This window comes from Myxococcaceae bacterium JPH2, assembly GCA_016458225.1.
In the GTDB taxonomy this organism is placed as follows: Bacteria; Myxococcota; Myxococcia; order Myxococcales; family Myxococcaceae; genus Citreicoccus.
In genome coordinates, this window is sequence record JAEMGR010000015.1 from 42723 (window position 1) to 68426 (window position 25704).

A 25704-nucleotide genomic window follows, 5' to 3' on the forward strand; every position below is an offset into this window, starting at 1 on the left:
ATGGCCACCGACGACCTCTCGTTGATTGCTCCCGCCGCGCTGGCGTCCTTCCTCGCGCGGCATCCGGACTGGAAGCACGAGGGCGGGATGATCCGGCGCACCTACGAGGCGCCTGACTTCCTCGCCGGCATCGCCTTCGTGGAGCGCGTCGCGCACGCGGCCGAGTCCGCGAACCACCACCCGGACATCGACATCCGGTGGCGCAAGGTGACGCTGGCGCTCGTCACGCATGATGCTGGAGGACTCACGCACCGCGATACGGACCTCGCCGCCGAGGCGGACCGCCTCTTCGCGGAGGTGGTGCGCTCGAAGTGAGTCGGCACCCAGGTGGATGGCGCGCGCTCGGCTGCGCGCTGGCGTTGTGCACGGCCAGCTCCGCCGCGTGGGCCCAAGAGGACACGTCCACGCCGCTCCCCGAGCGGCTGTACTTCAACTCCGGCACGCTGCTGGGCTCGGCGCGAGTCGTGGCCCTGGGCGGCGCCTACGTGGGCATCGCCGAGGGCGCCGCGGGCTTCCCCAGCAACCTCACGGCGCTGGCGCAACGGGCGCCCGCGCTGGACCGCGACTGGGACGTAGGCGTCACGCTGTCCTGGTTGGACCTGCCCTTCACGGGCACGCGGCGCCGCGACGTGGACAACGACGGGCAGCCGGACGAGTCCGTGGAGAGCCGGCAGCTTCTGGGCGCGCTGACGCTGCAATACAAGCGCTTCGGCATCGGCTTCTCGTGGCGCAACACCCGCTCCGCCTATTGCCTCACCGACGCGTGCGCGGGCGAGGGCGGGCGGCTGCGCGTGTCGCTCACGCAGTCGGTGCTCGCGGGCTCGGTGGCCTTTGGCCAGGACGACTTCATCCTCGCGCTCGGGTTGTTCTCCGCGCAGGCCAGCTTCAGTCAGCTCGGCGATGAGTCCTGGCGCTACGGCGACACGGGCGTGGCGGTGGACATGCTGTACCGGCCCCATGGGCGGCCGTACCGCATCGGTGTGTCGGTGCGTCCAGAGGTGGTGGCGGACTGGCGCCGCGACGAGGGACAGCTCCCGGTCATCGCCGGACGCAGGCTCTACTCCGCCGTGGTGGCGCCCGCGGTGTTGTCGATTGGCGCGAGCTGGCGACTGGGCGACGGCGCGCACCACTACAACCGGCTGGCCCCCGCGGCGCGGCGGCAGTTGCTCGTGGATGGAGATGCGCTGACGGTGCCGGATGAGGAGTCTCCGAACGCGCCCGCGGGCCGGTGGCTCGTCACCGCGCAGGTGGACCTCATCTCCGGCGTGGACAACGCGGTGCCGGTGCGCACCTTCGCCTCCACCGCGGAGTCCTCGCGCGTGGGCGCCACCTCCACCATCCAGCCGCGGCTGGGCGCGGAGTGGGATGCGCTGGTGGGGCTGCTGCGGCTGCGCGCGGGAACCTGGCTGGAGCCCTCGCCCTTCGAGGGGCGCAATCCGCGTCCCCATGTGACGGGCGGCTTCGAGCTGTTCATCCTCCGATACTGGGAGGACTGGTCCCTCACCGCTTCGTTCGACATGGCCAGCCGCTACAGCAACGTGGGCCTGTCCATCGGGTTCTGGCGGTAACGGCGGACGGACGCGCTGGGCCGCTCGCCCCGCCCTCGTGGCGTGCCTGCCTCGCGGGGGACGCGAGGCCCCAGGAGTCCGGGAGTCGCCACACCATCGGCGACCGGCCGGCCAACCCGCGCGGCCTCGCGTTGCGGGCCTCCTCCAGCGTGGAGAACGTCCAGGGCAGCGAGGAGGATGCCATGCACCTGGGCCGACGATGGCGGACGACTGTCGCGAGCGCGACGATCCTCGGAATGGTGGGGGCCACCTGGGGATGTGGCGGACAGGCCAGCACGCCCGGAGCGGAGGACTGCGAGGGCTCGGGCTGCGAGACACCTCCCGCGGACACGCCGCCGACCCGCGATCCCTCCACGACGCCACCGCCCGTGGGAGGCACGCAGGACGGCCCCCCCGCGCCGTCGGTGCCTCCGCCCGTGGGCGTGCCTCCGCCGCCCGTGCTGCCCGCCTCCGGCACCACGCTGTGGCTGGTGCACGAGGGCACGCCGCAGGATGACCTCGCCCAGGACCTCGCGGTGGATGCCTCGGGCGACCTGCTCACCGCGTCCGTGGAGGGCGTGGATGGCCTCCAGTCGCACCAGCCGTCGGACGACACGGTGCGACTGGTGCTCACGCGACGCTCACCCGATGGCGCCAACCGCTGGGTGAAGACCTTCGAGGTGCGCGTGCCCGCGACACCTCCCACGCTTCGCGCGGACATCCGCGTGCGGCTGGCGGCGGACGGCGCGGGCAACCTGCTGATGGCGGGCAACGTGCACGGCACGGTGGACCTGGGCTCCGGTCCCCTGCACGACACCGCGTTCCTCGCGAAGCTGGACTCGACGGGGACGCTCCAGTGGGTGAGCACGCCGCAAGGCGCGGCGGTCACCTTCGTGGACGTCGCGGTGGATGCCGGGGGACAGGCTCGCGTGGCCTTCAACACCTCGGGCGGAGTGGACTTCGGGGGGGCGCGCGCCTCGCGTCCCGGCGTGGTGGCGTACACCCCGGACGGTCACGCCACGGCCACCGTGATGGTGGGACAGCCGGACCGAGGAGACGCGGGCGTCGCGCTGACCACGGTGGCGTTGGACGCGAGCGGGCGCGCCATCGTCGCGGGCAACAGCCAAGGGCCGGTGCACTTCGGTGCGCAGTCCACCGTGGCGCAGAAGGAGGGCAGTCCCTTCGTCGCCGTGTACGACGCGAGCGGCACGCTGGCGTGGGTCCGCGTGCTCCAGTCGGCGCGAGGCACGGTGGACAGCGTGGGCGTGAGCGCCGCGGGCGAGGTGCTCGCCGCGGGGGCCTTCCTCGGCGGCATCTCGTGGGGTGATGCCCACCTGTCGGGACCGCCGCCGAGGCTCAGCGCCTTCGTCCTCGCGGTGGGCGCGGACGGCACCGAGCACTGGGCACACAGCCTGGGCAGCGACGTCCAGGTGGGCGCGCTCGCGGTGAGGCCCACGGGCGAGGCCACGGTGGCGGGCTTCACGTACTCCATGCTGGAGAACGGCGCGGCCAGCCAGGATGGCCTGGGCGCCGCGCAGCTGTTCACGCTCGGCTATGACGCCACGGGCCAGTCACTCGCCTCGCGCCTGTATCTGGCGGAGCCGCCAATAGCGCGTGGAGAGCTGTTCGGACTCGAGGCGGTGCCAGCCATGGCGGTGCTGGCCGATGGGGATGCGGTCCTCTTTGGCCACTCGGACCGGGACACCGACTTCGGCACCGGCCACCAGACGCCCGCGCGCTCGGACGTGTTCCTCCTGCGCGTGAAGCACTGAGCCCGACCCGCCACGCTGGCGCGTGACACCCCGCGCATCAGGACGGGTGCGCCGCGCATCGCGTGGGCAAGAGGCCGCGTGCACCGCGCTCGTCGCATGGGCAAGAGGCCGGAGGCTCCGACCTCGTGACGTGAGCACGTCTCCGTGCGTGCGGGCCTCGTCACGAGGGGGCAAGGCCGCGCCCGCGCTCAGCGGCGCGTGGACTTGCGGGCCGTGCTCTTGCGCGCCCCGCGCTTGGCCGTGCTCTTGCGAGCGCCCTTGCGCGCCGTCCTCCCCGCGGCGGCGCGACGCGTGCTGGCCTTGCGCGTGGTCGCCTTGCGAGTGCTGGCCTTGCGCGCCGGGGCACCGCGCTTCGCCGTGGCCTTGCGCGCGGGGCGCTTGGCCCGAGCCCCCGTCTTCTTCCGAGCGGAGGTCTTCTTCGTGGCGCGGCGCGTGCCGCCCGTCTTGCGCCGCGTGGCGCCGCGTCCACGGCGAGAAGGAGTCGTCGCGCCCGGCAGTCCCGCCAGGCCATCAGTGGAAGAGGTGCTGCTCGCATCCGTGGAACGCGTCTCGTCGGTCATCCATATCCTCCAGGGGTGAAACCATCTGAAGGGTACGCCTCATCGCGCGCGACTCGCGCACGTGAGCCCGCACGGGTGAACACCATCGGACGAATCACGCCATGCGCGCGCGTCGGGAGGTCAGAAGGCGAACGCGCGCGGAGGCCGAGTTTCCGGCTCCTCGCGTCGCGCTACGTCGCGCCCCGCAGAAACGCGGCCAGCTTCTCGTAGGAAACCGCGAGCGGAGGGATGGGCGCGCTCTCGTTCACTTGATGCGCTTGCGCCGTCTCGCCCGGGCCGAAGTTGATGGCGTCCACGCCCCACTCACCGAAGCGCGCCACGTCCGTCCAGGCCTGCTTCGACGCGGCGGGCAGCCCCGTGAGGGCCATCAACTTCTGGAACAGCGGGTTGCTCGCGGCCACGGGTCCGCTGGGCGAGGCATCCGTGACCTCCACCTCGGCGCGGCCCGCCACCAGCGCGAGCACATCCTCGCGCGCCCGAGCGATGCTCTTGCCCGGCGCGAAGCGGTAGTTGAGGTTCAGCTCGAACACGTCCGGCACGACGTTGCGCGCGCGGCCGCCCTTGGCGAGCGTGGCGCTCATCACTTCGTAGAAGGGGAAGCCCGCCACATCCACCTCCACGCGCGGGCGAGCGAGCAGCTCCGAGAGGAACGGCCCCGCCTTGTGGATGGCGTTCTCGCCCTGCCACGGCCGCGCGGAGTGAGCGCTGCGCCCGGTGAAGCGCACCGTCACCTGCATCGAGCCCACGCACCCCACCTGCACGACGCCGTCGGTGGGCTCCATCGCGATGCCGAACTTCACGCGCGCCAGGTCCGGCCGCTTCTCATAGAGCGGGATGAGGCCGCTCTCCGCATAGGCCCCCTCCTCGCGCTCATAGAGGAGGAAGGCGATGTTGACCGGGAGCGTGTCGCGGCGCAGGTCCTCGGCCAGCGCCATCATCACGGCCAGCCCACCCTTCATGTCGGACGCACCCAGGCCGAACACGCGCTCGCCCTCGATGCGCGGCTCGCGGCCCGCGTCGCTCGGGTGCATCGGCACCGTGTCCAGATGTCCAATGAGCGCCACCGTGGGGCGCGGGTCGTCCAGCGTTCCCACCAGCAGCGTGTGGCCCACCCGGAACACCTGCTCCCGCGGGAAGTGCCCGAGGGCCCAGCGCTCGACATGGTCAGCCAGAGGCCCCTCCTGGGTGATGGGGCTGGCGATGCGACACAACTCGAGCGTCTTGTGGGCGAGGCGGGCGGCGAGGTCGGTGGGGGACATGCGGCCCCGACCATAACCCCGACCCGACGCGGGCGCAGAAGGAGCAACGGCGGCTCAGGGCGCCGTGGACGGCTCCGGCTCGAACTGGACCACCCCGTCCAGCACCGTGGCGGCGATGCACGCAGGACCCATGAGGGCGGTGAAGTCGTGGGAGGACCCCTCCGCCTTGTCGAGCGCCTCGCCGGGCCACACCTCCCGCCCGTCCTGCTCGCGCAGCCCCCCCTCCAGCACCAGGTTCCACTCACGCCCCAGGTGCGTATGCCGGGGGTAGCGCGCGCCGGGATGCAACCGCACGAAGGCGGCCATCATCCCCTCGCGCCCCGGCCCTGGCTCGACCGGCGCCAGCTCCACACCCGACACCGGGCCGGGCATCCACGCCTCGGGTTGACCGAGCGACGCGAGCAGCGCGGTGGCTCGCTCCCGCGTCACGTCGAACAAGGTCGCGACGGGCCCAGCGAAGCGCGCCAGCCGGCCCGGCCCCTCCATGGCGCCCATCAACCGCGCGAGCCCTCCAGACGGCGGCGACACCGGCACCACCGTCGCCCCGAGAGCGTCCACCACGGGACGCAGGCGCTCCGCCGCCGCGCGGCACCCGCCACACCCCGCGAGGTGACGCTCGGCCGCCCGCCGCTCCTCCGGCTCCAGGGTCCCGAGCAGCCAGCCGGGCAGCATGTCGTCCAGATGCATCATCGTCTCGGCCGGTGGCGTCCCGCTCGGAGGGCTATACGGGAGCGCGGGGGCCCGCGGATTTCCGCGTCACACCTGCACGCCGAAGTCGCGCAGCGCGGCGTTGAGACTCGTCTTCTGGTCCGTGGAGGCAGTCCGCTGCCCGATGATGAGCGCGCAGGGCACCATGTACTTGCCGGCGGGGAACTGCTTCTCGCGCATGCCGGGAATCACCACGCTGCGAGCGGGGACGCGGCCCTTGTAGACGCGCTCCTCGGGGCCCGTGACGTCGATAATCTGCGTGGACGCGGTGAGCACCACGTTGGCGCCCAGCACCGCCTCCTCCTCCACCACCACGCCCTCCACCACGATGCTGCGGCTGCCCAGGAACGCCCCGTCCTCGATGATGACAGGCGACGCGGTAGGTGGCTCGAGCACGCCGCCCAGCCCGACGCCGCCGGACAGGTGGACATGGCGGCCCACCTGCGCGCAGCTCCCCACCGTGGCCCAGGTGTCCACCATGGTCCCCGCGCCCACGCGCGCGCCGATGTTCACGTAGCCGGGCATCACCACCGCGCCCCGCTCCACGAACGCGCCATAGCGCACCGTGCCCGGCGGCACCACGCGCACGCCCGCCTGCTCCAGGCCCTTCTTGAGCGGCACCCGGTCGTAGAACTCGAAGGGGCCCATCTCCATCACCCGCATCTCCGACACGGCGAAGAACAGGAGGATGGCCTCCTTCACCCACGCGTGGACCCGCCAGCCCTCCGGGCCCTTCTCCGCCACGCGCAGCTCGCCCGCGTCCAGGCGCGCCACGGTCTCGCGGACCGCGGCCACGAACTCCGGGTCCTTCAGCTTCGTGCGGTCCGCGAATGCCGCGGACACCTTCTGCGACAGCTCTTCAATGGAGGCCATGTCGCCCTCTTGAATCACACTTCCGGCCCCCGCGCCGCACCCGCGTGCGCGCCCGGACTACGCGTCCGGTCCCACCGTCACGGGGAACGTCTGGGTGGGAATCTCCCCATGCAGCCCCGGGGGCGCGGGCGTCATCACCACCGGGCCGCGCCCCTCCACCCGCACCGTGCCCGCCAGCACCTGACGCACCGCCGACAGCGGCACCTCGCCCCACCGCCGCGAGAACGGCCAGCGGCGCACATACAGGTGCTCCTGCCCGATGAAGGCCACGTACCCGAGCAACGCGCCGTCCTCGTCCCGCACGCGCATGCCCTGGACGATGGAGCGACGCTCGAACGGCGATGCTTCCAGTTCCATCGGACCCCCTCCGTCCCCCTCAACCTGGAGCGCGCCCCTCCTCCAGGCCACCCCTCCCGGGGCCCGCTCGCCCGGCTGACCCAAGAAGGCCGAGCAGACGCGCGTTCACTCCACGACAGACGCAGGAATGCAGGGGCCCACGCGCCACGATTCCAATCGGGCGTTGAACCAGCGGCCAGCGCGGGGCGCGCACGCCCGGGACGCCCTCACGACGGCAGGTCGACGGTGAAGACGCTCCCGTGACCGGGCAGCGAGCGCAGCATCACCTTGCCCCCCAGCACCGCCGTCAGCTCGCGCACCAGCGTCAGGCCCAGGCCCACGCCGGGCTTGGACTTGTGGTCGAGCGGCTCCAGGTGTTGGAAGGGCTCGAAGATGCGCGTCTGGGCCTCCACGGGAATCCCCGGCCCGGTGTCGCGCACCACCAACCGGCGCACATCGGGGACGACCTCCACGGAGACGCGGACGCCGCCGTGCTGCGTATACTTCACCGCGTTGAGCACCAGGTTGTGCAGCACGAGCTGCACCATGCGCGCGTCCGTGCTCAGCACCACTGGCCCCGGAGGCCGCTCCAGCTCCAGGGTGAGCTGCTTGCGCTCGGCCTCGGCGCGACACTCCTCGAGCACCTCCTCGGCCACCGCCACCAGGTCCACCGGCCCGCGGCGCACCACGAGCTGTCCCTCCTCCAGTTGCGTGTACTGGAGCACCATCTCCACCATGTCCCGCAGACGCGAGGCGGAGCGGCCCATGCGGTCGAACATCTCCGAGGCCCGGGGCGACAGCGGCCCCAGCTCACGCAGGAACGCGTGCTGCGTCAGGTGCAGCACCGACAAGGGCGTGCGCAGCTCGTGCGACACCAGCCGCAGGAGCGTGCTCTTGGATTCGCTGGCGCGCTCGGCCACCACCCGCGCCGCGCTGGTGGACTCCAGCGCCACCTCCAACTGGCGGCGCCGCAACCCCACCTCGCGCGCCAGCTGCACCACGTCCTCCGAGCGCTCGGACACCTCCGACTGGAGCACCTCGCGCGTGCGCTTGATCACCGCCAGGTTGTGCACGCGCGCCAGCAGCTCCTCGGCGACGAAGGGCTTCACCACGTAGTCCTGCGCCCCCGCACGCAAGAGTTCCACGCGCATCGCATCGTCGGCGCGCGCGGTGAGCAGCAGCACCGGCGTGCCCGACAGCTCCTCGAACGCGCGCACCTCGCGCACCAGCCGCTCCCCGCCCATGCGCGGCATCATCACGTCGCTGACGATGACGTCTGGCTTGAGGGCGCGAGCCTTGCTCAGCCCCTCCTCGCCATCCACGGCGGTCTCCACGCGGAAGTCCGCCGCCAGCGTGTCCGCCACGAAGCGGCGCATCTCGCGCGTGTCCTCCACCACCAGCACGCGGGGCCGGAGCGGATCCTCCGGTGTCTCGGGCGAGGTCGGCGCATCCTCGCCCAGCTCCCGAGTCGCCGCCGCCGTCTCCCGCGCCACCGCGCCCAGCGCCCTCGCATCCAGCTCCGTGCGCCCGCGCACGTCCTCGCCCTCGGGCGCGCGCAAGGGCAGCGTCACCACGAAGCGCGCACCGCCTCCAGCCCGGTCCTCCACCAGGATGCGGCCCCCGTGCAGCACCACGAAGTCTCGCGCGATGGCGAGCCCCAGCCCCGTGCCGCCCAGCACGCTGGCCTCCACCGGCGCGCCCTGGCGGAAGCGCTGGAAGATGATCTCCCGCAGCGCCGGCGGCACGCCCGGCCCCGAGTCCTCCACCACCAACTGCGCGGCGCCCTCGCGCGCGGTCAGCTCCACCCGGAGGATGCCGCCGGGCGGGGTGAACTTCACCGCGTTGGAGAGCAGGTTGAGCACCACGCGCTGGACCTGGTCCGGGTCCACCTGCCCCGGCAGCGCCTCCGGCAGGTCCAGCTGGAAGTTCAGCGCGCGCTCGGCGATGAGCCCCTGGAAGTTCTCCGCGCACAGGCGCACCAGGGTCGACAGGTCCGCCTCCGCATAGGCCGGCCGCATCATCCCCGCGTCCAGCTTCGCCACGTCCAGGAGCGAGTTCACGTGCCGCAGCAACACGCGCGCGTTGCGCCGCACCACCTCCAGGTCCTTGCGGTCCGCCGCCGCCAACCCCTCGCGCTGAATCAATCGCTCCAGCGGCCCCAGGATGAGCGCCAGCGGCGTGCGCAGCTCATGGCTGATGTTGGCGAAGAACTCCGTGCGGTGCGCGTCCGACTCCTGCAGCCGCCCGTACAACGTCTCCAGCTCCGCCTTGCGAATCTCCAGCTGCGCGCGCCGGTCCTCCGACATGCGCGCAGTCTGTGCCACATCCATGATGCGCCCGCGCAGCGGCACCAGGTAGAGACCGGTGGCCACCGAGGCCAGCGCGGTGAGCAGCTTGATGCTCCCCGACAGCCAGTAGGCGGAGTGCCAGACGTTCCAGACCTCCATCACATGAGTGAGGCCGCACGCCCCGATGAAGACCCCGAACGAGACAATCATTCCGCTGAAGGGCAACCGCCCCCGGCGCACCAACCGCCACAGCGACAGCGCGATGAACAGATACGCGGCCGCGATGAGGGAGTCCGAGGCGATGTGCAGCCACATCAGCTCGGGCTTCCACAGGTAGCAGTGCCCGTGAGGCATGAACCACGCGCCGTCGAGCAGCCAGGACAACCCCCCTCCCTCGGCCAACCCGCCCTCCCCTCCACCGGGGCCCAGCAGTTGGCTGGCGCGTTCGAGCTGGTGACTCATCCCTGGTCACTCCCTGGCTGGCCCCTCGCCCCCGCCCACCGGCCACCAGCGTGGGCACATTCCACGCAAATCCAGCGCCCACCGCCACATTCATGACGCCCCCAGCCCCCCTCCCGAGGCCCAGCCCCCCATCCGCGGGTCCAGCGCAGGACAGTCGCCCGCCGTAGCGAAATCAGGTAGACGGCGGCACATCATGCTCGTGTCACTCGTCATCCCCGTTTACAACGAGATTCCCACCCTGGCGGAAATCCTCCGTCGCTGCGCTGCCGTGGACTTCCCCAAGGAGCTGGTCCTCGTGGACGACTGCTCCAAGGACGGGAGCCGGGAGTTCCTCCAGCAGCTGTCCGAGCAGGGCCTGGGGATGCTGGGCGCCACGCCGCAGAACCGCAACGAGCTGCGGGTGCTGTTCCAGGAGAAGAACCAGGGCAAGGGCGCGGCGCTGCGTCGGGGCTTCGCCGAAGCCACCGGGGACATCATCCTCGTGCAGGACGCGGACCTGGAATACGACCCGCGCGACATCCCCCGCGTCATCCAGCCCATCATCGACGGCGAAGCGGATGTCGTCTTTGGCAGCCGCTTCATCGGCTCGCCGCGGCGCGTGCTGTATTACTGGCACACCGTGCTCAACAACCTGCTCACCACGCTCTCCAACATGACGAGCGGGCTGAACCTCACGGACATGGAGACCTGTTACAAGGCCTTCCGCACCGAGGTCCTGCGCAACGTCAACGTGGAGGAGGACCGCTTCGGCTTCGAGCCGGAAATCACCGCCAAGGTGGCTCGCGGTGGCTGGCGCGTCTTCGAGGTGCCCATCAGCTACCACGGGCGCACCTACGAGGAGGGCAAGAAGATTGGCTGGAAGGACGGCGTGCGCGCCCTCTACGCCATCGCGAAGTACTCGGTGAAGCGAAGCTAGACACCCGGGTGTCGCGAGGGCCCCTCCCGCCCGAGCGTCCACTGGACGACACCGCCGGGGCGGGCTCCATGGCTTCGAGGGAGGCCTGCCCCGAGACACGGGATGCCTTAGTTTGCTCCGTGCTCTCGCGATTCTTGCTCTACGGCTGCGCAGGCTGGGTGCTCGAGGTCCTCTTCACCGGTGCGGGGGCGGCCCTGAAGAAGGACCGGAGCGCCACGTCAAAGACGTACCTGTGGATGCACCCCATCTACGGCCTCACGGCGCTGGCCCTGGAGGGTGTCTCCGAGCGGCTCAAGCACCTGCCCCGGCCCGTGAGGGCGCTCGCCTACACCGCCGTCATCTACGCGGCCGAGTACGGCACCGGGTGGACGCTGCGCCGCCTGCTCGGCCGGTGCCCCTGGGACTACTCCCACAGCGGCTGGAACGTGAACGGGCTGGTGCGTCTGGACTACGCCCCGGCCTGGTACCTCACGGCGCTCGCGTTCGAGCCCGTGCGCGACGCGCTGCTCTACGCCACCCGCTCGACAGCGAGGCCCACGCCCGCCGCGCTGCCGCTGGGCCCGGGGCCCGGGTGGGCTCCGACCGAAGCGCCGCCTGAGTGCCTGGAGCAGGTCGCGGGCACGCGCGACACGGCTCGGGACGAGGCCGCGTCAGTGATGCACTGAGCCGCCTGCTGTAGAGCCGCCCGTTGTAGAGCCACAAGGAGCACGGCCCCTGGCGGGCCTGGTTGCCCAGCAGGCTGAATCCCCCGAGCGTTTCGGCTTTTCTTCCTCCGTGCTGCGGCGCGTAGTACCTTGCCCCGCGCATTCTTCCCACGTTGAGGGGAAATTCCGCCGCCCCCTCGAAAGTTTCCGCCCGCGTATGTTCGACTGGCTTCACACCCTGTTTTCGCGCGATCTCGCCATCGACCTGGGGACGGCGAACACGCTCATCTACATCCGCGGCCAGGGCATCGTGTCCAATGAGCCCTCGGTGGTCGCCGTGCAGCAGGACTCGCGCGGGGGCAAGAAGGTGCTCGCCGTGGGCAAGGAGGCCAAGGAGATGCTCGGCAGGACGCCGGGCAACATCGTGGCCATCCGTCCCATGAAGGACGGCGTCATCGCGGACTTCGAAATCACCGCCGCGATGCTGCGCTACTTCATCCAGAGCGCGCACAACCGCAAGACGCTGGTGAATCCGCGCATCATCATCGGCATCCCGTCTGGCATCACCGAGGTGGAGCGGCGCGCGGTGCGTGAGGCTGCGGCGAACGCGGGCGCCCGCGAGGTCTACCTCATCGAGCAGCCCATGGCCGCGGCCATTGGCGCGGGCCTGCCGGTGACGGAGCCGAGCGGCAACATGATTGTCGACATCGGCGGCGGCACGTCCGACGTCGCGGTCATCAGCCTCGCCGGCATCGTGTTCGCGAAGTCCGTGCGAATCGGCGGCGACAAGCTGGACGAGGCGATCATCCAGTACGTGAAGCGCAAGTACAACCTGCTCATCGGAGAGCGCACCGCCGAGCTCATCAAGATGGGCATCGGCACCGCGTACCCCACCGACGAAGTCATGACCATGGAGATCAAGGGTCGCGACCTCGTGGCCGGCGTGCCGCGCACGCTGACGGTCTCCAGCGACGAGGTGCGTGACGCGCTCGCCGAGCCCGTCAACGGCATCGTCGAGGCCGTGAAGCTCACCCTGGAGCGCACCCCGCCCGAGCTGGCCGGTGACATCGCGGACCGCGGCATCGTGCTCGCGGGTGGCGGCGCCCTCCTGAAGAACCTGGACACGCTGCTGCGCGAGGAGACGGGCCTCCCGGTGTTCCTCGCCGAGGATCCGCTCTCCGCCGTCGTGATTGGCGCGGGCAAGGCGCTCGAGTCGCTCGACATCCTCCGGCAGGTCTGCCAGCCAGGCTGAAGTCTTTCCCTGTCGTGGCACAACATCGGCGCCGGGCCTCGCAGGCCGGCGCCGATTGTCTTTGCGGGCATTCTCCCTGAGTGCGCGTTCGCTACACTCAAGGGCATGTCCCTGCCCTGGCTCTCCGCGGCTGAAACCGTTGCGTGTCTGCCTTATCCCGGCTTGGTGCGCGCGCTCGACGCGATGCTCGGGGAGCTGCGCGAGGGCCGCGCGCACGCGCCGCCGAGGCTGGCGGTGGACCTGCCGGGCGGGACGTTGCTGGTGATGCCCGCCACGAACGAGCGGGTGGCCATCACCAAGCTGGTGACGGTGCACGCGGACAATCCCTCCCGAGGACTCAAAGCCATCCAAGCCGAGGTGCTCGTATTGGATGCGGCCACGGGAGCGCGCCGGCTGGTGCTCGATGGCGCCACGGTCACCGCGCGCCGCACCGCCGCCGTGACGCTGCTGGCCGCCCAGCGCCTCGCACCCAGGCCCGACGATGACCTGCTGCTCGTGGGCGCCGGAGTGCAGGCCCGAGCCCATGCGGAGGCCTTCCTCGCTGCGAGAAGCACCAGGCGCGTGGTCATCCACTCCCGTTCACCGGGCCCGGCGGAGGCCCTGGCGAGGCATCTGCGCGAGCAAGGGGCGCACGTGGAGGTAGAGCCACGAGCCAGCGCCCTCCCCGAGGTCCTGGAGCGCGTGGGGCTGGTCGTCACCGCCACCACGAGCCATGCGCCCGTGCTGCCGGACCTGGACGCGGGCTGCTGGCGAGGACGGCACTTCGTCGCGGCCATCGGAGCCTTCCGTCCGGAGATGCGAGAGCTGCCCTCAGGCTTGGTGCGGCTCGCCGCGGACCACGAGCGCCTGCGCGTGGACACGCTCTTCGGAGTGAAGGACGAAGCGGGGGACCTGATCCAAGCCCATGTGGACTGGGAGCGAGTGCGTGCGCTCCAGGACATCGCCCCCCTACGCGACCATCCGCACGCGCCCGTGGTCTTCAAGAGCGTGGGCTACGCATGCTGGGACCTCGCCGCGAGCCTCCTCGCGCTGGAGACCCATGCACAGACAATCTCGGCGGAGGGAGCCCGGTAAGGAATCTCGCCAGCGCCTTCAAACAATCGCGCGCCGCACAGCCGGGCGCTGGGCGTGCCGCATGACGTACTCCACCAAAGGAGGATGCTGGGTGAGCAGCATCAACCTGTTCGCGAGATGAAGAATGGACGCGAGCGCGATGTCCGCGGTGGTGAACGAGGCTCCGACGATGTTCTCGCGCCCCCCCAGGCCCGCGAGGATCATGTCGAGCACCTTCACCAAGCGCTCCCGGTGTCTCGCGAGTTCCTCCGGCGAGCGCGGGCTTACCGATGGGTCCTCGGACGATTGCGCGTCCCAATAGAACTCGAGCACCACGGGTTCGAGGACCCCGTCCACGAACGCCAACCACTGGTAATAGCGGGCACGCTCTGGAGTGCCCAACCGTGGGGACAGGGCCTTCTCCGGGAACATGTCTGTCAAATGGAGACAGCAGGCCATGGGCCCCAGCAACGTGAGGTCTCCATCCACGAGGGCAGGGAGTTCGCCCAGCGGGTGGACCGCCAGATAGTCGGGAGCAAGGTTCTCTTTCTGGGAAAGGTCGACGCGCGCCAATTCGTAAGGCACACCAATCTCCTCGAGCAGCCAACGGACACGGGTCGCACGGCTTCGAGGGGCAAAGTACAGCTTCATGTGCACGCTCCTGGGATTGAACGAGCGCCAAGGTGACGTGGCCGAGCCGTCCTGACAATGCGCCCTTCTCCGAACACATTGTCAGGTTAAACTTGACGACCATGATCTCCCCCGCCGACATGATGCTCTTCGTCACCGTGGTCCGAGCGGAGAGCTTCACGCGAGCCGCGAGCCAGCTCGGCATCACGAAACAGACCGTCAGCGAGCGCATTGGCAATCTGGAGAAACGGCTCGGGGTGCGCCTCCTCGAACGAACGACGCGACGCCTGAGACCCACCGGAGCCGGAGTGACGTACTACGAGCGCTGCTCCGCCATCGCCGCGCAGATCGAAGAAGCAAACAGCGAAATACAGCAGCGGCAGGATGAACCTTCAGGACTGCTGAGAATCGCTTCGCCGTCGCTCTACGGGCGGCGCTTTCTGACGCCCGTGATTGCGAACTATCTGGTCCGCCATCCGCAGGCGCGCGTGGAGCTGGTCCTGGCGAATCGGCGCATCCACCTCATCGAAGAGGGACTGGACCTGGCGATTCATATCGGGCCACTCGACGATTCGTCGCTCGTGGCGAAGAAGCTCGCCGAGATTCCGTTCCACTTCGTCGCGAGCCCCCGCTACCTGTCGAAGTACGGAACCCCGAGCCCCAAGGACCTCGGCTCCGCGCGCTGCATTGGCATCGGAGCGTTCGAGACATGGGAGGCCGCGGGAGTGAAGACTCGAATCGATCCGGTCCTGACGCTGAATGACCTGGAACTCGCCTGCGAGGCAGCGCTGGCCGGGGTCGGTATCGCGAGAGTCCCAGTCCCGCTCATCCGAGAAGCCGTCCAAGACGGCCGCCTGAAGGTCCTCTTCGGCCCCAAGCCCGCGATGATGCGAGCCATTCACGCCGTCTACCCAAGCCGTACAAACCTCCCAGCCAAGGTCCGAGTCTTCCTAGACGCCCTGACAGTCCTCACCGAACCGGAACCACCACTCGTCCCAAATCCGAGACGAAAGCGCTAGCAAGCCCGCAGGCCCAATCTGAAGCAAGAACCTACAGGCACACGAAAGCCATTCAACCTATGGTCCGCGAAGCGCAGGCAAACCGTCCTGCCCAGGAGAAACTGATGCGTTCGAGTCGAAGGTCCTGGTTCGCCATGCTGGCGTTGTTGTCGCCGATGGGGCTGCAAGCCGCGGAGCCCCAATTGAACGCGGAGCAGGCGTTCCACCAACTGACGACCCTGGTGGGGATCTGGGAAGGAAAGTTCGAGGACGGCCGACCGCACAGCGTGACGTACCGCCTCACAGCGGGAGGCACCACGCTCGTTGAGACCTGGGCGCTCGGACCCGGACGCGAGTCCCTGACGCTCTACCATCTGGACGGCGACGCCCTGGTAGCGGACCACTATTGCCCGCAAGGCAACACACCCCGCCTCCAGCTTGCGAAGGGAAGCAGCACGGACAAGCTGTCCTTCGTCTTCCGAGATGGGACGAACTTGCAGATCAAAGACAAGTCACACCAGCACGCATTCTGGGTGTCCCTAGGCGGGAAGGACTCGTTCATCCGAAGCGAGACCTACGTGAAGAACGGCACCACGCCAGCAGAGTTGCAGCAAGCCACCCCAGACAAGCCCATCACGTACCACCGGGTGACCCAACCCGCCCCAAAGCCCTGAGTCGCATCGTCAGGAGCCACGAACAAAGCGACCACTCAGTCGCGCCTTGACGTATCAACTCACGCTCCTCGCGGACACGAGGAGCGACACAATGAGCACCTCCGGGCGCAAGGCATCGGGGTTTCAACCCACGCTCCTCGCGGACACGAGGAGCGACACTCCATCCTCGACCAAGAGCCGGAACATAGCCCGTTTCAACCCACGCTCCTCGCGGACACGAGGAGCGACGCGCCGATGGTGCTCGCGCTACTCGCCGGGCGGTTTCAACCCACGCTCCTCGCGGACACGAGGAGCGACCCTTTTGAATTTGGTCGTAGGCGTTCTGACCAAGTTTCAACCCACGCTCCTCGCGGACACGAGGAGCGACTCTTCCGCTCATGCGCGCCACGCAGCGGGCGGTTTCAACCCACGCTCCTCGCGGACACGAGGAGCGACTCCCGTCATACCGTCGGCCTTGGCGCGGTCCAGGTTTCAACCCACGCTCCTCGCGGACACGAGGAGCGACAGCCCCAGCTCATTCGCAGCCCGGCGCATGGTTTGTTTCAACCCACGCTCCTCGCGGACACGAGGAGCGACTCCCACCACCCATCGCCCAACGATTCTTGGACTGTTTCAACCCACGCTCCTCGCGGACACGAGGAGCGACCGGGTGGCTGGCCGTGCAGATTCGACTCGCCAAGGTTTCAACCCACGCTCCTCGCGGACACGAGGAGCGACTTGTTGTCGCGCGGAATGAGCGAATGACTTGTTGAGTTTCAACCCACGCTCCTCGCGGACACGAGGAGCGACGCCGCGCCTCGTCTCGCTCCTCCTGGACGCGACGGTTTCAACCCACGCTCCTCGCGGACACGAGGAGCGACGCCCCGCCCAGTCCAACGCCTGGGTGATAGCCTGGTTTCAACCCACGCTCCTTGCGGACACGAGGAGCGACATGAACTCGTCAACCGCACCGCGCATGTCGAGGTTTCAACCCACGCTCCTCGCGGACACGAGGAGCGACGGGCCTCTGGCGAGCCTCACCGCATATTCCGCGGTTTCAACCCACGCTCCTCGCGGACACGCGGAGCGACGCCCCGCCCAGTCCAACGCCTGGGTGATAGCCTGGTTTCAACCCACGCTCCTTGCGGACACGAGGAGCGACATGAACTCGTCAACCGCACCGCGCATGTCGAGGTTTCAACCCACGCTCCTCGCGGACACGAGGAGCGACCTCCAGGACTACGGGATGGGGACGTCGCCAGTGGGTTTCAACCCACGCTCCTCGCGGACACGAGGAGCGACTGGCCTCTGGCGAGCCTCACCGCATATTCCGCGGTTTCAACCCACGCTCCTCGCGGACACGAGGAGCGACTAGCGCCATTCACCAGCACGAGGGACTGGCGAAGTTTCAACCCACGCTCCTCGCGGACACGAGGAGCGACCCTGGAGGAGCTGTCGCCTCATTTCCTCGGTGATGTTTCAACCCACGCTCCTCGCGGACACGAGGAGCGACATCCACGGGCGATCGGCCGTGAAGGAGCCAGTCCAGTTTCAACCCACGCTCCTCGCGGACACGAGGAGCGACCAGTTCCGCGCACGACTGGCAGCCACTCATCAGTTTCAACCCACGCTCCTCGCGGACACGAGGAGCGACCATGGAGTCAAGGACTACTCCTCGGTCCCCTCCTGTTTCAACCCACGCTCCTCGCGGACACGAGGAGCGACATGGAGCCAAACCAAGATGCCAGCCGATATCAAGTTTCAACCCACGCTCCTCGCGGACACGAGGAGCGACCATGTCGCTCGGAAGTCCTTGAGCATTCTGCCGGTTTCAACCCACGCTCCTCGCGGACACGAGGAGCGACTATCCGGGCCTGATTCATCAGTGCTTCGAGCAGTTTCAACCCACGCTCCTCGCGGACACGAGGAGCGACTATCCGGGCCTGATTCATCAGTGCTTCGAGCAGTTTCAACCCACGCTCCTCGCGGACACGAGGAGCGACCATGTCGCTCGGAAGTCCTTGAGCATTCTGCCGGTTTCAACCCACGCTCCTCGCGGACACGAGGAGCGACTATCAGGGCCTGATTCATCAGTGCTTCGAGCAGTTTCAACCCACGCTCCTCGCGGACACGAGGAGCGACCGTCGCTGTTCCCGCGCGGGAGTCAGGCGCTGTCGTTTCAACCCACGCTCCTCGCGGACACGAGGAGCGACATCCGCAGGATGGCGAACCCGGTGCCGCGGCGCGCGTTTCAACCCACGCTCCTCGCGGACACGAGGAGCGACAACCGCCAGCCTCGTGGAAGCGAACGTGACCGCGTTTCAACCCACGCTCCTCGCGGACACGAGGAGCGACCTGATGCCCAGTACGCGCGCTACAAGCCCGTGGAGTTTCAACCCACGCTCCTCGCGGACACGAGGAGCGACTGCCGGTGATGTCCATGTTCGCCATGTTCTTACGTTTCAACCCACGCTCCTCGCGGACACGAGGAGCGACTTCCACGACCCCATGCTCGTCCCGCTCGGGCGAGGTTTCAACCCACGCTCCTCGCGGACACGAGGAGCGACGGTGGTCAGCTTCTTCAGCGTGTACTCGGCCGAGTTTCAACCCACGCTCCTCGCGGACACGACGAGCGACCGGGCCCCCCGAGACGAACTGGCGGCCCATCGGGTTTCAACCCACGCTCCTCGCGGACACGAGGAGCGACTTCCACGACCCCATGCGCGTCCCGCTCGGGCGAGGTTTCAACCCACGCTCCTCGCGGACACGAGGAGCGACCGGGCCCCCCGAGACGAACTGGCGGCCCATCGGGTTTCAACCCACGCTCCTCGCGGACACGAGGAGCGACTGAGCCCGTGCACGCTCTTGAGCGCACCTGCTGGTTTCAACCCACGCTCCTCGCGGACACGAGGAGCGACGGTGGTCAGCTTCTTCAGCGTGTACTCGGCCGAGTTTCAACCCACGCTCCTCGCGGACACGAGGAGCGACTGGGAAATTTACGACTGGATGCAACTTGGTCTAGTTTCAACCCACGCTCCTCGCGGACACGAGGAGCGACGTAGCCCCCTTGTCCCCGAGGGTGCCCGCAGTGTGTTTCAACCCACGCTCCTCGCGGACACGAGGAGCGACTGGCCATTGCCTCCGCGTTGATCTGCGACGTTCCGTTTCAACCCACGCTCCTCGCGGACACGAGGAGCGACCACGACGCGCCCCGGAGCGACCTCCGAACACAGGTTTCAACCCACGCTCCTCGCGGACACGAGGAGCGACTGTGCGGCTTCAGGATGATGGAGCCGTTGGAGCTGTTTCAACCCACGCTCCTCGCGGACACGAGGAGCGACGTCTGGCGAAGGTCGACCCCACCGGCATTTGCCGGTTTCAACCCACGCTCCTCGCGGACACGAGGAGCGACCCTGCTGCTCGCGCAGCTCCGGGCACGCGGGAGCGTTTCAACCCACGCTCCTCGCGGACACGAGGAGCGACGCTACGGCGCGCGACTGCTGGAGCTGCGGCGCGGCGTTTCAACCCACGCTCCTCGCGGACACGAGGAGCGACCGCGCTGCAGGCGAAGGCGCAGGACTACATCGCGTTTCAACCCACGCTCCTCGCGGACACGAGGAGCGACCTGATCCGTAGCATCACGCCGTCACAGGTCACTCGTTTCAACCCACGCTCCTCGCGGACACGAGGAGCGACAGCCCCCCTCACCCATCACGAAAGGAACCATCCATGTTTCAACCCACGCTCCTCGCGGACACGAGGAGCGACGACGGTGTCCATCACCTGCGTTCCGAACGGTGAGTTTCAACCCACGCTCCTCGCGGACACGAGGAGCGACGGGCTGTGTGACTTCGGCTCGTCCACGTCGAAGTCGTTTCAACCCACGCTCCTCGCGGACACGAGGAGCGACTGGGTCGGTGGTGAGTGGCAATTGATGCCATTCGTGTTTCAACCCACGCTCCTCGCGGACACGAGGAGCGACCATCCGGACGCCCGCCGAGCGCGAGGCCGCCCAGGTTTCAACCCACGCTCCTCGCGGACACGAGGAGCGACAGCGCCGCGCCGAGGTCCGTTGCCGCCGTGGCGCGTTTCAACCCACGCTCCTCGCGGACACGAGGAGCGACGGTGCGAGCTTCTTCGACAACATCGGGTATCTCGAGTTTCAACCCACGCTCCTCGCGGACACGAGGAGCGACTCTGCCTCACCAACTTACCGTGATTGCTGACGAATTGGGCCGGTTTCCGCGAACCTCCAATTTTGAGGCTGCGGGCGCTCGGGAATAGGGCTCCACTCTCTTGGAACCCCTGACGACTATTGTTGATTTCAATGAGCGCGAACGCTCGACGAACCCCGCACCGGCAGAGGTTCGCGCGCGCTCCATGAGCCGCCGGGCAGTCTAGAGGATGAGCGGTCCCTCGACATCCAGCGGCAGCCGGACACCGTGGTGCTCGGTCCGCTTCGCCGTATCCGCGTCCAGGAAGTAGAACCGCAGGCTGTCCCCGGCTGCGTCGAACTCGCTCAGCAGACGCGCTCGGAGCACCACCCAGTCCTTCGGCTCCAGGATGCACTCGAACACGGAGAACTGGACTCGTACGCCATGGTCTCGGCAGGCCCTCGCGATGCGCCTCAGGCGCCGCGGCCCCTCCGAGTCCGACACGCGCACGTCATAGCAAATCAAGACCGTGAGCTTCTTCATCCGTGCATGGCGAACGGTGGATAGGCATCCAACTCGCCGCGCACCGTGCGCGCGAGCAACAGCGCCTGAAGATGAGGCGCCATCCCCCACGTCGTCTCCTGCTCCAGGAACGCGTGGCGCACCTTCGCTTGCTTCGCGGTCTGGTATGCCACCAGAAACGCCTTGCGCGCCTCGTCCCGCAGCAACACCGCCCCCGCGAACTCTGTCCGGAAGTCCTCGGGCTTGAGCTGCCCACGATTGACCAAGGAGAAGACGAGTCGATCCACCACCGGCGCTCGGAACTCCTCCATCAGGTCCAGCGCCAGTGACAGACGGCCGGGCCGCTCCTCATGCAAGAACCCCACGGCGGGATCCAACCCGACGCCCGACAGGGCACCCGCACAGTCCTGCAACAGCAGCGCATACCCAAATGAGAGCAAGGCGTTCATGGGGTCTCTCGGGGGACGCCGGTTCCGTCCCTCGAACGAGAAGCCCTCCGCGCCGCCCTTCTTGAGGAGTGCGGGGAACGCCTCGAAATAGTCCCGCGCCGCGATGCCCTCCACTCCGCGCAGCGCATCCAAGTCCGACACCGACTCCAGGGTCCGCAGATGAATCGCCAGTCGTTTCGCTGTCTCAGAAAGCTCCGAGGCGTGTGCGGCCTCCGCGTCGCGCCGGGCATGGAGGATGAACTGCCTCGCGTTCGACACCTTTCCAATCACGAGGGCCCGCGCCAGCTCCAGGGTCCTCGCGGCATCGTCCGCGGCTCGGAACTGCTGCCTTCGCAGCAAGACATTGCCTCCGGGCACCCCCTCGACCCTCGCCAGGAATCGCCCCGTCACCCCGAAGAAGGACACGTGGATCCCCGACTCGATGCAGCTCTCCATCAGCTCGGGCGTGAGCCAGGCGCGCGACAGACACACCACGGAGCGCAGATGCCGCAGGGGCACCTCGGCCTTCTTCTCGTCCTGGATGGTGACGACCACGCACTCCCCCTCCTTATTCAGTCGGGTCCCTTCCACAGTGATGAACAAGGTGTTGAGCGCGGTCGTCATGGTCACTCACTCCTTCTGGAAAGGAATCAGGTCTCCACGGTCACTCGCTGCCTCAAGTAATCGCGGACTCGCTTCTGGCCCGCGGTGACTTGCGGCAAGCATCGTGGCTCCAGGGAGCAGCCATCACATTTCGGGGCTCGCACGGCGGTGGGCACGGACTGGGTGCGCAGCAGGGTATGCATCCGCTCGATGGACTCCTCGGTGAGGCGCCTCAGGGGCGCGTCGAAGCGGACCTCGTGACGCCGGTGCTGCGCTCCCGAAAAGATGGCTCCTTCAGGAACCTCCACACCGTGCATCTCCTCCAGGCACAGCGCCTGTGCGCAGAGCTGCACCCGGTCCGCGTCGAGCAACTTCCTCCGGCCGTGCTTGACCTCCACGGGATACGGCCGCCATCCCGAGGGAGTCGTCGCATCGCGCAGGTACTCCACGAGGTCCGCGCGCCCCGTCACCCGCAGCCGATCCGAGCCCAGGAGCACCGCGCGCTCCACTCGACTCGTGCGCCGGGAGTCGTGCCCCGGCAGATCCACACGCTCGTGCAGCAGCCGCCCTGAGGCAGTCAGCAGGTCCTCCAGCCAGATGCGCTCCACGTGGATGAGCGCCGCCTGCCGCTCACAGAACAGCAGGTGCTGCAACGCAGACAGCGTCACCCACGTGTCGCGCTCCATGACTCACCCCATCAAGTTCATGACTTCGATGCCCGCGGGAAGGCCCGCCTTGTCCACCGCGACGGCATAGTCGGAATACGCGCGTGCCGGCCGGCCCTCGTGCAGGGGCTTCACGCTTACTCGGTCGAACAGCGCATGGGCTGGCGCATTGCCCAAATCGGAGGCGTGTTTGAACACGATGACCTGCCGCATGGACATGAGTCCCCGCGCGGCGCTGCGATCCAGCTCGAAGATGTGCTCAAACGATTTGAAGAGCAGGTCCACGTCCGGCATCTCGAAGCGCGTCTGACGCGCCAAGTGCGGTGAAATGAATCCGTGGGCACGATAGAGGCCGTAGGGCACGATGTTCTTGCGTCCCATGGTGCGGTTGTCACCGCCCTGCTTCTCCGCCTCTCCTTCAGTGGCTACGGCCATGCGAGTGATGGAGTGCTCCAGCGAGACGATGGGCTCCACCGAGCGAGCGAAGGTGATTTGCACTGGGCCCCGCACCTGCCCGGCATTCGCTCCTGTGGACATCACAGCGCCAAAGGCACGCACGTCGAAGAACGTCTTGCACATCCACTCGCGGCCCTTGGCTACCTCGGAGCCTTGAGCCGTGCCCTTGTCATTGCGCTTCTTGCCATCCTCGGCATTCTCCGGCTTCTCGTTCAGGTTGACCTTCAGTGCCTCGTAGGCCTTCGCGATGGTTACATTGAGGATGGCCTTCTCCTTCACGAAGATGTCCAACCCTGGCTTCCCCGCCTGGGTGAGCTGGATGAAGTTGCGCACCTTGCGCTTGAGGCAGACATCCGTCACCAGCCCATGGCCCGTCTCCGGGTCAATGCGCGGCAAGTTCCCCGCGTCCGGGTCACCATTCGGGTTTCCATCCTGCACATCGAACAGCAGCACGAAGTCGTAGCGGTTCTTGAGCTCGTTCATGGTCATTCCTTGGGAAGCGAGTGGATGTCAGGATTCAGAGGGAGGCGCACCGCCCTCGGTGGGCGAGCGCTTGGTGAAGAAGGCTTCGCGCTGGTGGTAGTAGCCGACCGCGAACAGGCCCTGGTCCTCCAGCGAAAGGATGCGCGGAAAGCGCTCAGCCGGAAGCAGCGCCATGACCTCGCCCTGGACTCGCTCCAGCCACCTGCCGTTGTCCGCCTTGGCAGCATGATGCACCGCCAACTGCAACAGGCGCGGGAATACCGTAAAGGGATTGCGCGACGCCGCACCGAAGTAGCGGTCTCGGATGGTGGCGTTCAGGTCGTTACCCAGCGCGGCAGATTGCAGCCGTTCCAGCACGGCGAAGAGGCGGCCCAGGACATAGGGCTGCGCCGTTTGGGTCTTGTCCAATGACACGGTGACCTCCAGGGAAGTGGGGTTGTCTTTTCGCAAGCGCAGCAGGTAGGCCTTGATGAGCGAGACGCGCAGTCGCAGTTGCTCGCGCTCCAGCTCGGGTTTTCCTGGCGGCAGTCGCAGGCGGTCCAACGCGGAGACCAGAACCTGTCTGGGGAATGCACGCCCCAGGAGCGCGGCCCCGAGCATGCGGGTGGCTACATCTGGCGTGAGGCCACGCCCTCCTGGCGCCTCGATCGCGCTGAGGAGCCTCCAGACAGGGATCGGCTTCACGGACGTGTTACCGATATGCAAGTCCGTGAAGTACTTCCGGATGTTCCGGACCACGTCCCCCAGGCATGTCTCGAACCAGTCGCGCACCACCACGCGGCCCGCGTTGCCAGCGAGAGTGACCGCGTAGAAGCGCTTGTCATCCAGTTCGATGGACTCGAGGCCCTTGAGGGGCGATTCGAGGACCCGCCTCAAGTCTTCCTCGGTGGGGTCCATGTAGCTGAGCAGAAGGCTCTCCGCGCTCTCGGACGCGTTCGTCCAGAACACGAGCACCGAGTCATCCCCTACCTGAATGCCCTGACGGAAGCGGCGCGACTCCGTCCCCTTCAGGAGGTAGTTGAGCGCCATCGCATAGCCAAACGCCGCGTCCTGAGAGATGGGCGCGTTGTCCCCTTGCTCCAGGCCATGGGACTCGAAGGCCTTGGCATTGAATGACACCAGCGAAGCGCCGGCTGCCTGAGCCTCGGGAACATTCTTGAGCTTCTCGTGGAGTCGAGCGAGCACAGCCTCCCGACCCGTCACCAAGCAGCGCCCTGTCCTCCCCTGGGCTTTCTTCTCATCGTTGATGCGCGCCCACTCCTCACGGACGGCGGACAGTTGATGGACCGGCTCCGTCGCATCCCCCACGGCAAAGGCGAGAAGCTCCGAGCCCGTCCACTCTTCCAGGGGACGCTCCGCGAGCACCGCCGCTCGCGCTTCGTCATTCTCAAGGAAGGCCGCGACTGCCCGAACCTCGGCAGCATCCGTGCTGGCCGCCACCGCCCGGACAGGGACCAGGAACGCCGCCAGCCGAGCAGCGGTCTTCTCCGCGCGCTTGGCCTTGGCCCCCGCGCCACCATCATCCTTGTCGAAGCCCAGGACGTATTTGGGGTTGTCCACGAAGAAGCCCGCCGCGATGTTGGCGGCACGCATCGGCAAGCGTGGAATGGACATGGGGGCGCCACGTCCGTCCTCATCCTGTCGCGACTCCAGCTTGATGAACTTCCCCTTCGAGTTGATGCGGACGAGGAAGTCCACGGGCTTGGTTTCGTACAGCGGGTCATCCACGAGTCCGCGCGCCTGGGCGAACGCATTGAGCGCCGCGAGCATCATGGGTGACTCCCTTCGAGCGCCAGCACCTGCTCTCGGGGCGGCACCTTCAGGACGCCGTGCTCCAGGTACGCCTCGAAGAAGACCGGGCGCACGGCGGCTTCGCCGTCACCGAAATCGAAGTCGTAGAACATCAGCCCCAGTGGGCGCTTCGGCTCGGACTCGGCGGGGCGCAAGTCCGCTGGCGCCGGCTCGACGCGGGCGGCGAACTCGCGGCAGCCCAAGTAGGGCGCGTGGAAGTACTGCCCCTTCTCCAGGCGCCGCTCGAACATCTCCTCGAACTTGCGGACGTTGTCCTCGGGGCCTGCCTTGCCCGGGACCATCGTCAGCGACGCGGTGATGACGTAGTCCACGTTGCTCAGCGCCACGGTGTTGCGCTGGGCACGGTCTTCATCCGCCGCGTAGTCGAACTTCCCCACCGTGGCTCGGCTGTTCACCTCGTTGCGTCGGAAGGTGGTCCACTTCACTGGCGCCAGGACGGCGATCTCATGGATGTGCCAGCGAATCGCTGGCTTCCACAGGATGGCCTCCAGGACACCTCGGGCCGCCGAGGGCGTCATGACTTCGTAGCTGACGCGCTCGGCTTTCATCTCGGGTCTCGTGAAGCACGCGATGGGTCCTCCAGCGCGCACACGAAACCGCTTGCTTGCAGCGGGTCTCATCACTGCCTCC

At 68.0% G+C, this 25704-nt stretch carries 22 protein-coding genes and 1 CRISPR repeat array; of the genes, 9 read left to right on the plus strand and 13 right to left on the minus strand.

All coding sequences use genetic code 11. The features are described from left to right. From JGU66_22205 to JGU66_22215, 3 genes are all read left to right on the plus strand, one after another. Entirely contained in the window at window positions 1–315 is a 315-nt protein-coding gene (locus JGU66_22205) for a 4a-hydroxytetrahydrobiopterin dehydratase (protein ID MBJ6763490.1), read from the plus strand. Continuing rightward, window positions 312–1568, plus strand: coding sequence for a hypothetical protein (locus tag JGU66_22210; protein ID MBJ6763491.1), 1257 nt, complete (start codon window positions 312–314; stop codon window positions 1566–1568). The genes JGU66_22205 and JGU66_22210 overlap by 4 nt, the downstream gene beginning before the upstream one ends. 461 nt (window positions 1569–2029) lie before the next feature. Further along, complete coding sequence (locus JGU66_22215; GenBank protein MBJ6763492.1) at window positions 2030–3319, plus strand: hypothetical protein; 1290 nt, start codon at window positions 2030–2032, stop codon at window positions 3317–3319. Window positions 3320–3507: 188 nt separating this feature from the next. Here JGU66_22215 and JGU66_22220 read toward each other — a convergent pair whose 3' ends face one another. The 6 genes from JGU66_22220 to JGU66_22245 all read right to left on the minus strand — a co-directional run bounded on the left by JGU66_22220 (window position 3508) and on the right by JGU66_22245 (window position 9805). Further along, window positions 3508–3879, minus strand: a complete 372-nt coding sequence (locus JGU66_22220; GenBank protein MBJ6763493.1) for a hypothetical protein — start codon at window positions 3877–3879, stop codon at window positions 3508–3510. A 170-nt stretch (window positions 3880–4049) separates the two neighbouring features. After that, window positions 4050–5138: a succinyl-diaminopimelate desuccinylase gene (locus tag JGU66_22225; GenBank protein MBJ6763494.1), complete on the minus strand. Its 1089-nt coding sequence runs from the start codon at window positions 5136–5138 to the stop codon at window positions 4050–4052. 54 nt (window positions 5139–5192) lie between these two features. After that, the gene (locus JGU66_22230; GenBank protein MBJ6763495.1) at window positions 5193–5828 is read right to left on the minus strand and encodes a cupin domain-containing protein; all 636 of its coding nucleotides are present in this window, start codon (window positions 5826–5828) and stop codon (window positions 5193–5195) included. 66 nt (window positions 5829–5894) lie between these two features. Next, window positions 5895–6719: a 2,3,4,5-tetrahydropyridine-2,6-dicarboxylate N-succinyltransferase gene (locus tag JGU66_22235; GenBank protein ID MBJ6763496.1), complete on the minus strand. Its 825-nt coding sequence runs from the start codon at window positions 6717–6719 to the stop codon at window positions 5895–5897. Between the two features lie 57 nt (window positions 6720–6776). Beyond that, entirely contained in the window at window positions 6777–7076 is a 300-nt protein-coding gene (locus tag JGU66_22240; GenBank protein ID MBJ6763497.1) for a hypothetical protein, read from the minus strand. 206 nt (window positions 7077–7282) lie between these two features. Continuing rightward, window positions 7283–9805 (minus strand): response regulator, encoded by a 2523-nt coding sequence (locus JGU66_22245; protein MBJ6763498.1) that lies wholly within the window; start codon window positions 9803–9805, stop codon window positions 7283–7285. A 193-nt stretch (window positions 9806–9998) separates the two neighbouring features. On the opposite strand from JGU66_22245, the gene JGU66_22250 reads away from it, so the two are divergent. The 4 genes from JGU66_22250 to JGU66_22265 all read left to right on the plus strand — a co-directional run bounded on the left by JGU66_22250 (window position 9999) and on the right by JGU66_22265 (window position 13691). Next, the gene (locus JGU66_22250) at window positions 9999–10721 is read left to right on the plus strand and encodes a glycosyltransferase family 2 protein (GenBank protein ID MBJ6763499.1); all 723 of its coding nucleotides are present in this window, start codon (window positions 9999–10001) and stop codon (window positions 10719–10721) included. Between the two features lie 119 nt (window positions 10722–10840). Next, window positions 10841–11386, plus strand: coding sequence for a putative ABC transporter permease (locus JGU66_22255; protein ID MBJ6763500.1), 546 nt, complete (start codon window positions 10841–10843; stop codon window positions 11384–11386). Between the two features lie 196 nt (window positions 11387–11582). Further along, complete coding sequence (locus JGU66_22260; GenBank protein MBJ6763501.1) at window positions 11583–12617, plus strand: rod shape-determining protein; 1035 nt, start codon at window positions 11583–11585, stop codon at window positions 12615–12617. 105 nt (window positions 12618–12722) lie between these two features. Further along, on the plus strand, window positions 12723–13691 hold the full coding sequence (locus JGU66_22265) for a delta(1)-pyrroline-2-carboxylate reductase family protein (protein MBJ6763502.1): 969 nt from the start codon (window positions 12723–12725) through the stop codon (window positions 13689–13691). 18 nt (window positions 13692–13709) lie between these two features. Here the strand turns inward: JGU66_22265 and JGU66_22270 are convergent, their stop codons facing one another. Then, entirely contained in the window at window positions 13710–14321 is a 612-nt protein-coding gene (locus JGU66_22270) for a glutathione S-transferase family protein (protein MBJ6763503.1), read from the minus strand. 101 nt (window positions 14322–14422) lie between these two features. Between JGU66_22270 and JGU66_22275 the strand changes: the two genes are divergently transcribed. Together JGU66_22275 and JGU66_22280 are read left to right on the plus strand one after the other, a co-directional pair. Beyond that, the gene (locus JGU66_22275) at window positions 14423–15319 is read left to right on the plus strand and encodes a LysR family transcriptional regulator (protein MBJ6763504.1); all 897 of its coding nucleotides are present in this window, start codon (window positions 14423–14425) and stop codon (window positions 15317–15319) included. 104 nt (window positions 15320–15423) lie between these two features. Next, the gene (locus JGU66_22280; protein MBJ6763505.1) at window positions 15424–15972 is read left to right on the plus strand and encodes a hypothetical protein; all 549 of its coding nucleotides are present in this window, start codon (window positions 15424–15426) and stop codon (window positions 15970–15972) included. A 51-nt stretch (window positions 15973–16023) separates the two neighbouring features. Then, a CRISPR array of direct repeats spans window positions 16024–20147; the repeat unit is 37 nt; unit sequence GTTTCAACCCACGCTCCTCGCGGACACGAGGAGCGAC. Window positions 20148–20348: 201 nt separating this feature from the next. Here JGU66_22280 and cas2 read toward each other — a convergent pair. The 6 genes from cas2 to cas5c are packed head-to-tail and all read right to left on the minus strand — an operon-like array spanning window position 20349 to window position 25694. Then, window positions 20349–20648 (minus strand): CRISPR-associated endonuclease Cas2, encoded by a 300-nt coding sequence (gene cas2, locus JGU66_22285; protein MBJ6763506.1) that lies wholly within the window; start codon window positions 20646–20648, stop codon window positions 20349–20351. Next, the gene (gene cas1c, locus JGU66_22290) at window positions 20645–21679 is read right to left on the minus strand and encodes a type I-C CRISPR-associated endonuclease Cas1 (GenBank protein ID MBJ6763507.1); all 1035 of its coding nucleotides are present in this window, start codon (window positions 21677–21679) and stop codon (window positions 20645–20647) included. Before cas1c ends, cas2 begins: the two co-directional genes overlap by 4 nt. A 26-nt stretch (window positions 21680–21705) precedes the next feature. Then, a complete protein-coding gene (gene cas4 / locus JGU66_22295) occupies window positions 21706–22344 on the minus strand; it encodes a CRISPR-associated protein Cas4 (GenBank protein MBJ6763508.1) in 639 nt (212 codons plus the stop codon). A gap of 3 nt (window positions 22345–22347) precedes the next feature. Beyond that, the gene (gene cas7c / locus JGU66_22300) at window positions 22348–23262 is read right to left on the minus strand and encodes a type I-C CRISPR-associated protein Cas7/Csd2 (protein MBJ6763509.1); all 915 of its coding nucleotides are present in this window, start codon (window positions 23260–23262) and stop codon (window positions 22348–22350) included. Window positions 23263–23289: 27 nt separating this feature from the next. Next, window positions 23290–25035 (minus strand): type I-C CRISPR-associated protein Cas8c/Csd1, encoded by a 1746-nt coding sequence (cas8c, locus tag JGU66_22305; GenBank protein MBJ6763510.1) that lies wholly within the window; start codon window positions 25033–25035, stop codon window positions 23290–23292. Then, a complete protein-coding gene (gene cas5c / locus JGU66_22310; GenBank protein MBJ6763511.1) occupies window positions 25032–25694 on the minus strand; it encodes a type I-C CRISPR-associated protein Cas5 in 663 nt (220 codons plus the stop codon). Before cas5c ends, cas8c begins: the two co-directional genes overlap by 4 nt. Window positions 25695–25704 lie beyond the last annotated feature (10 nt).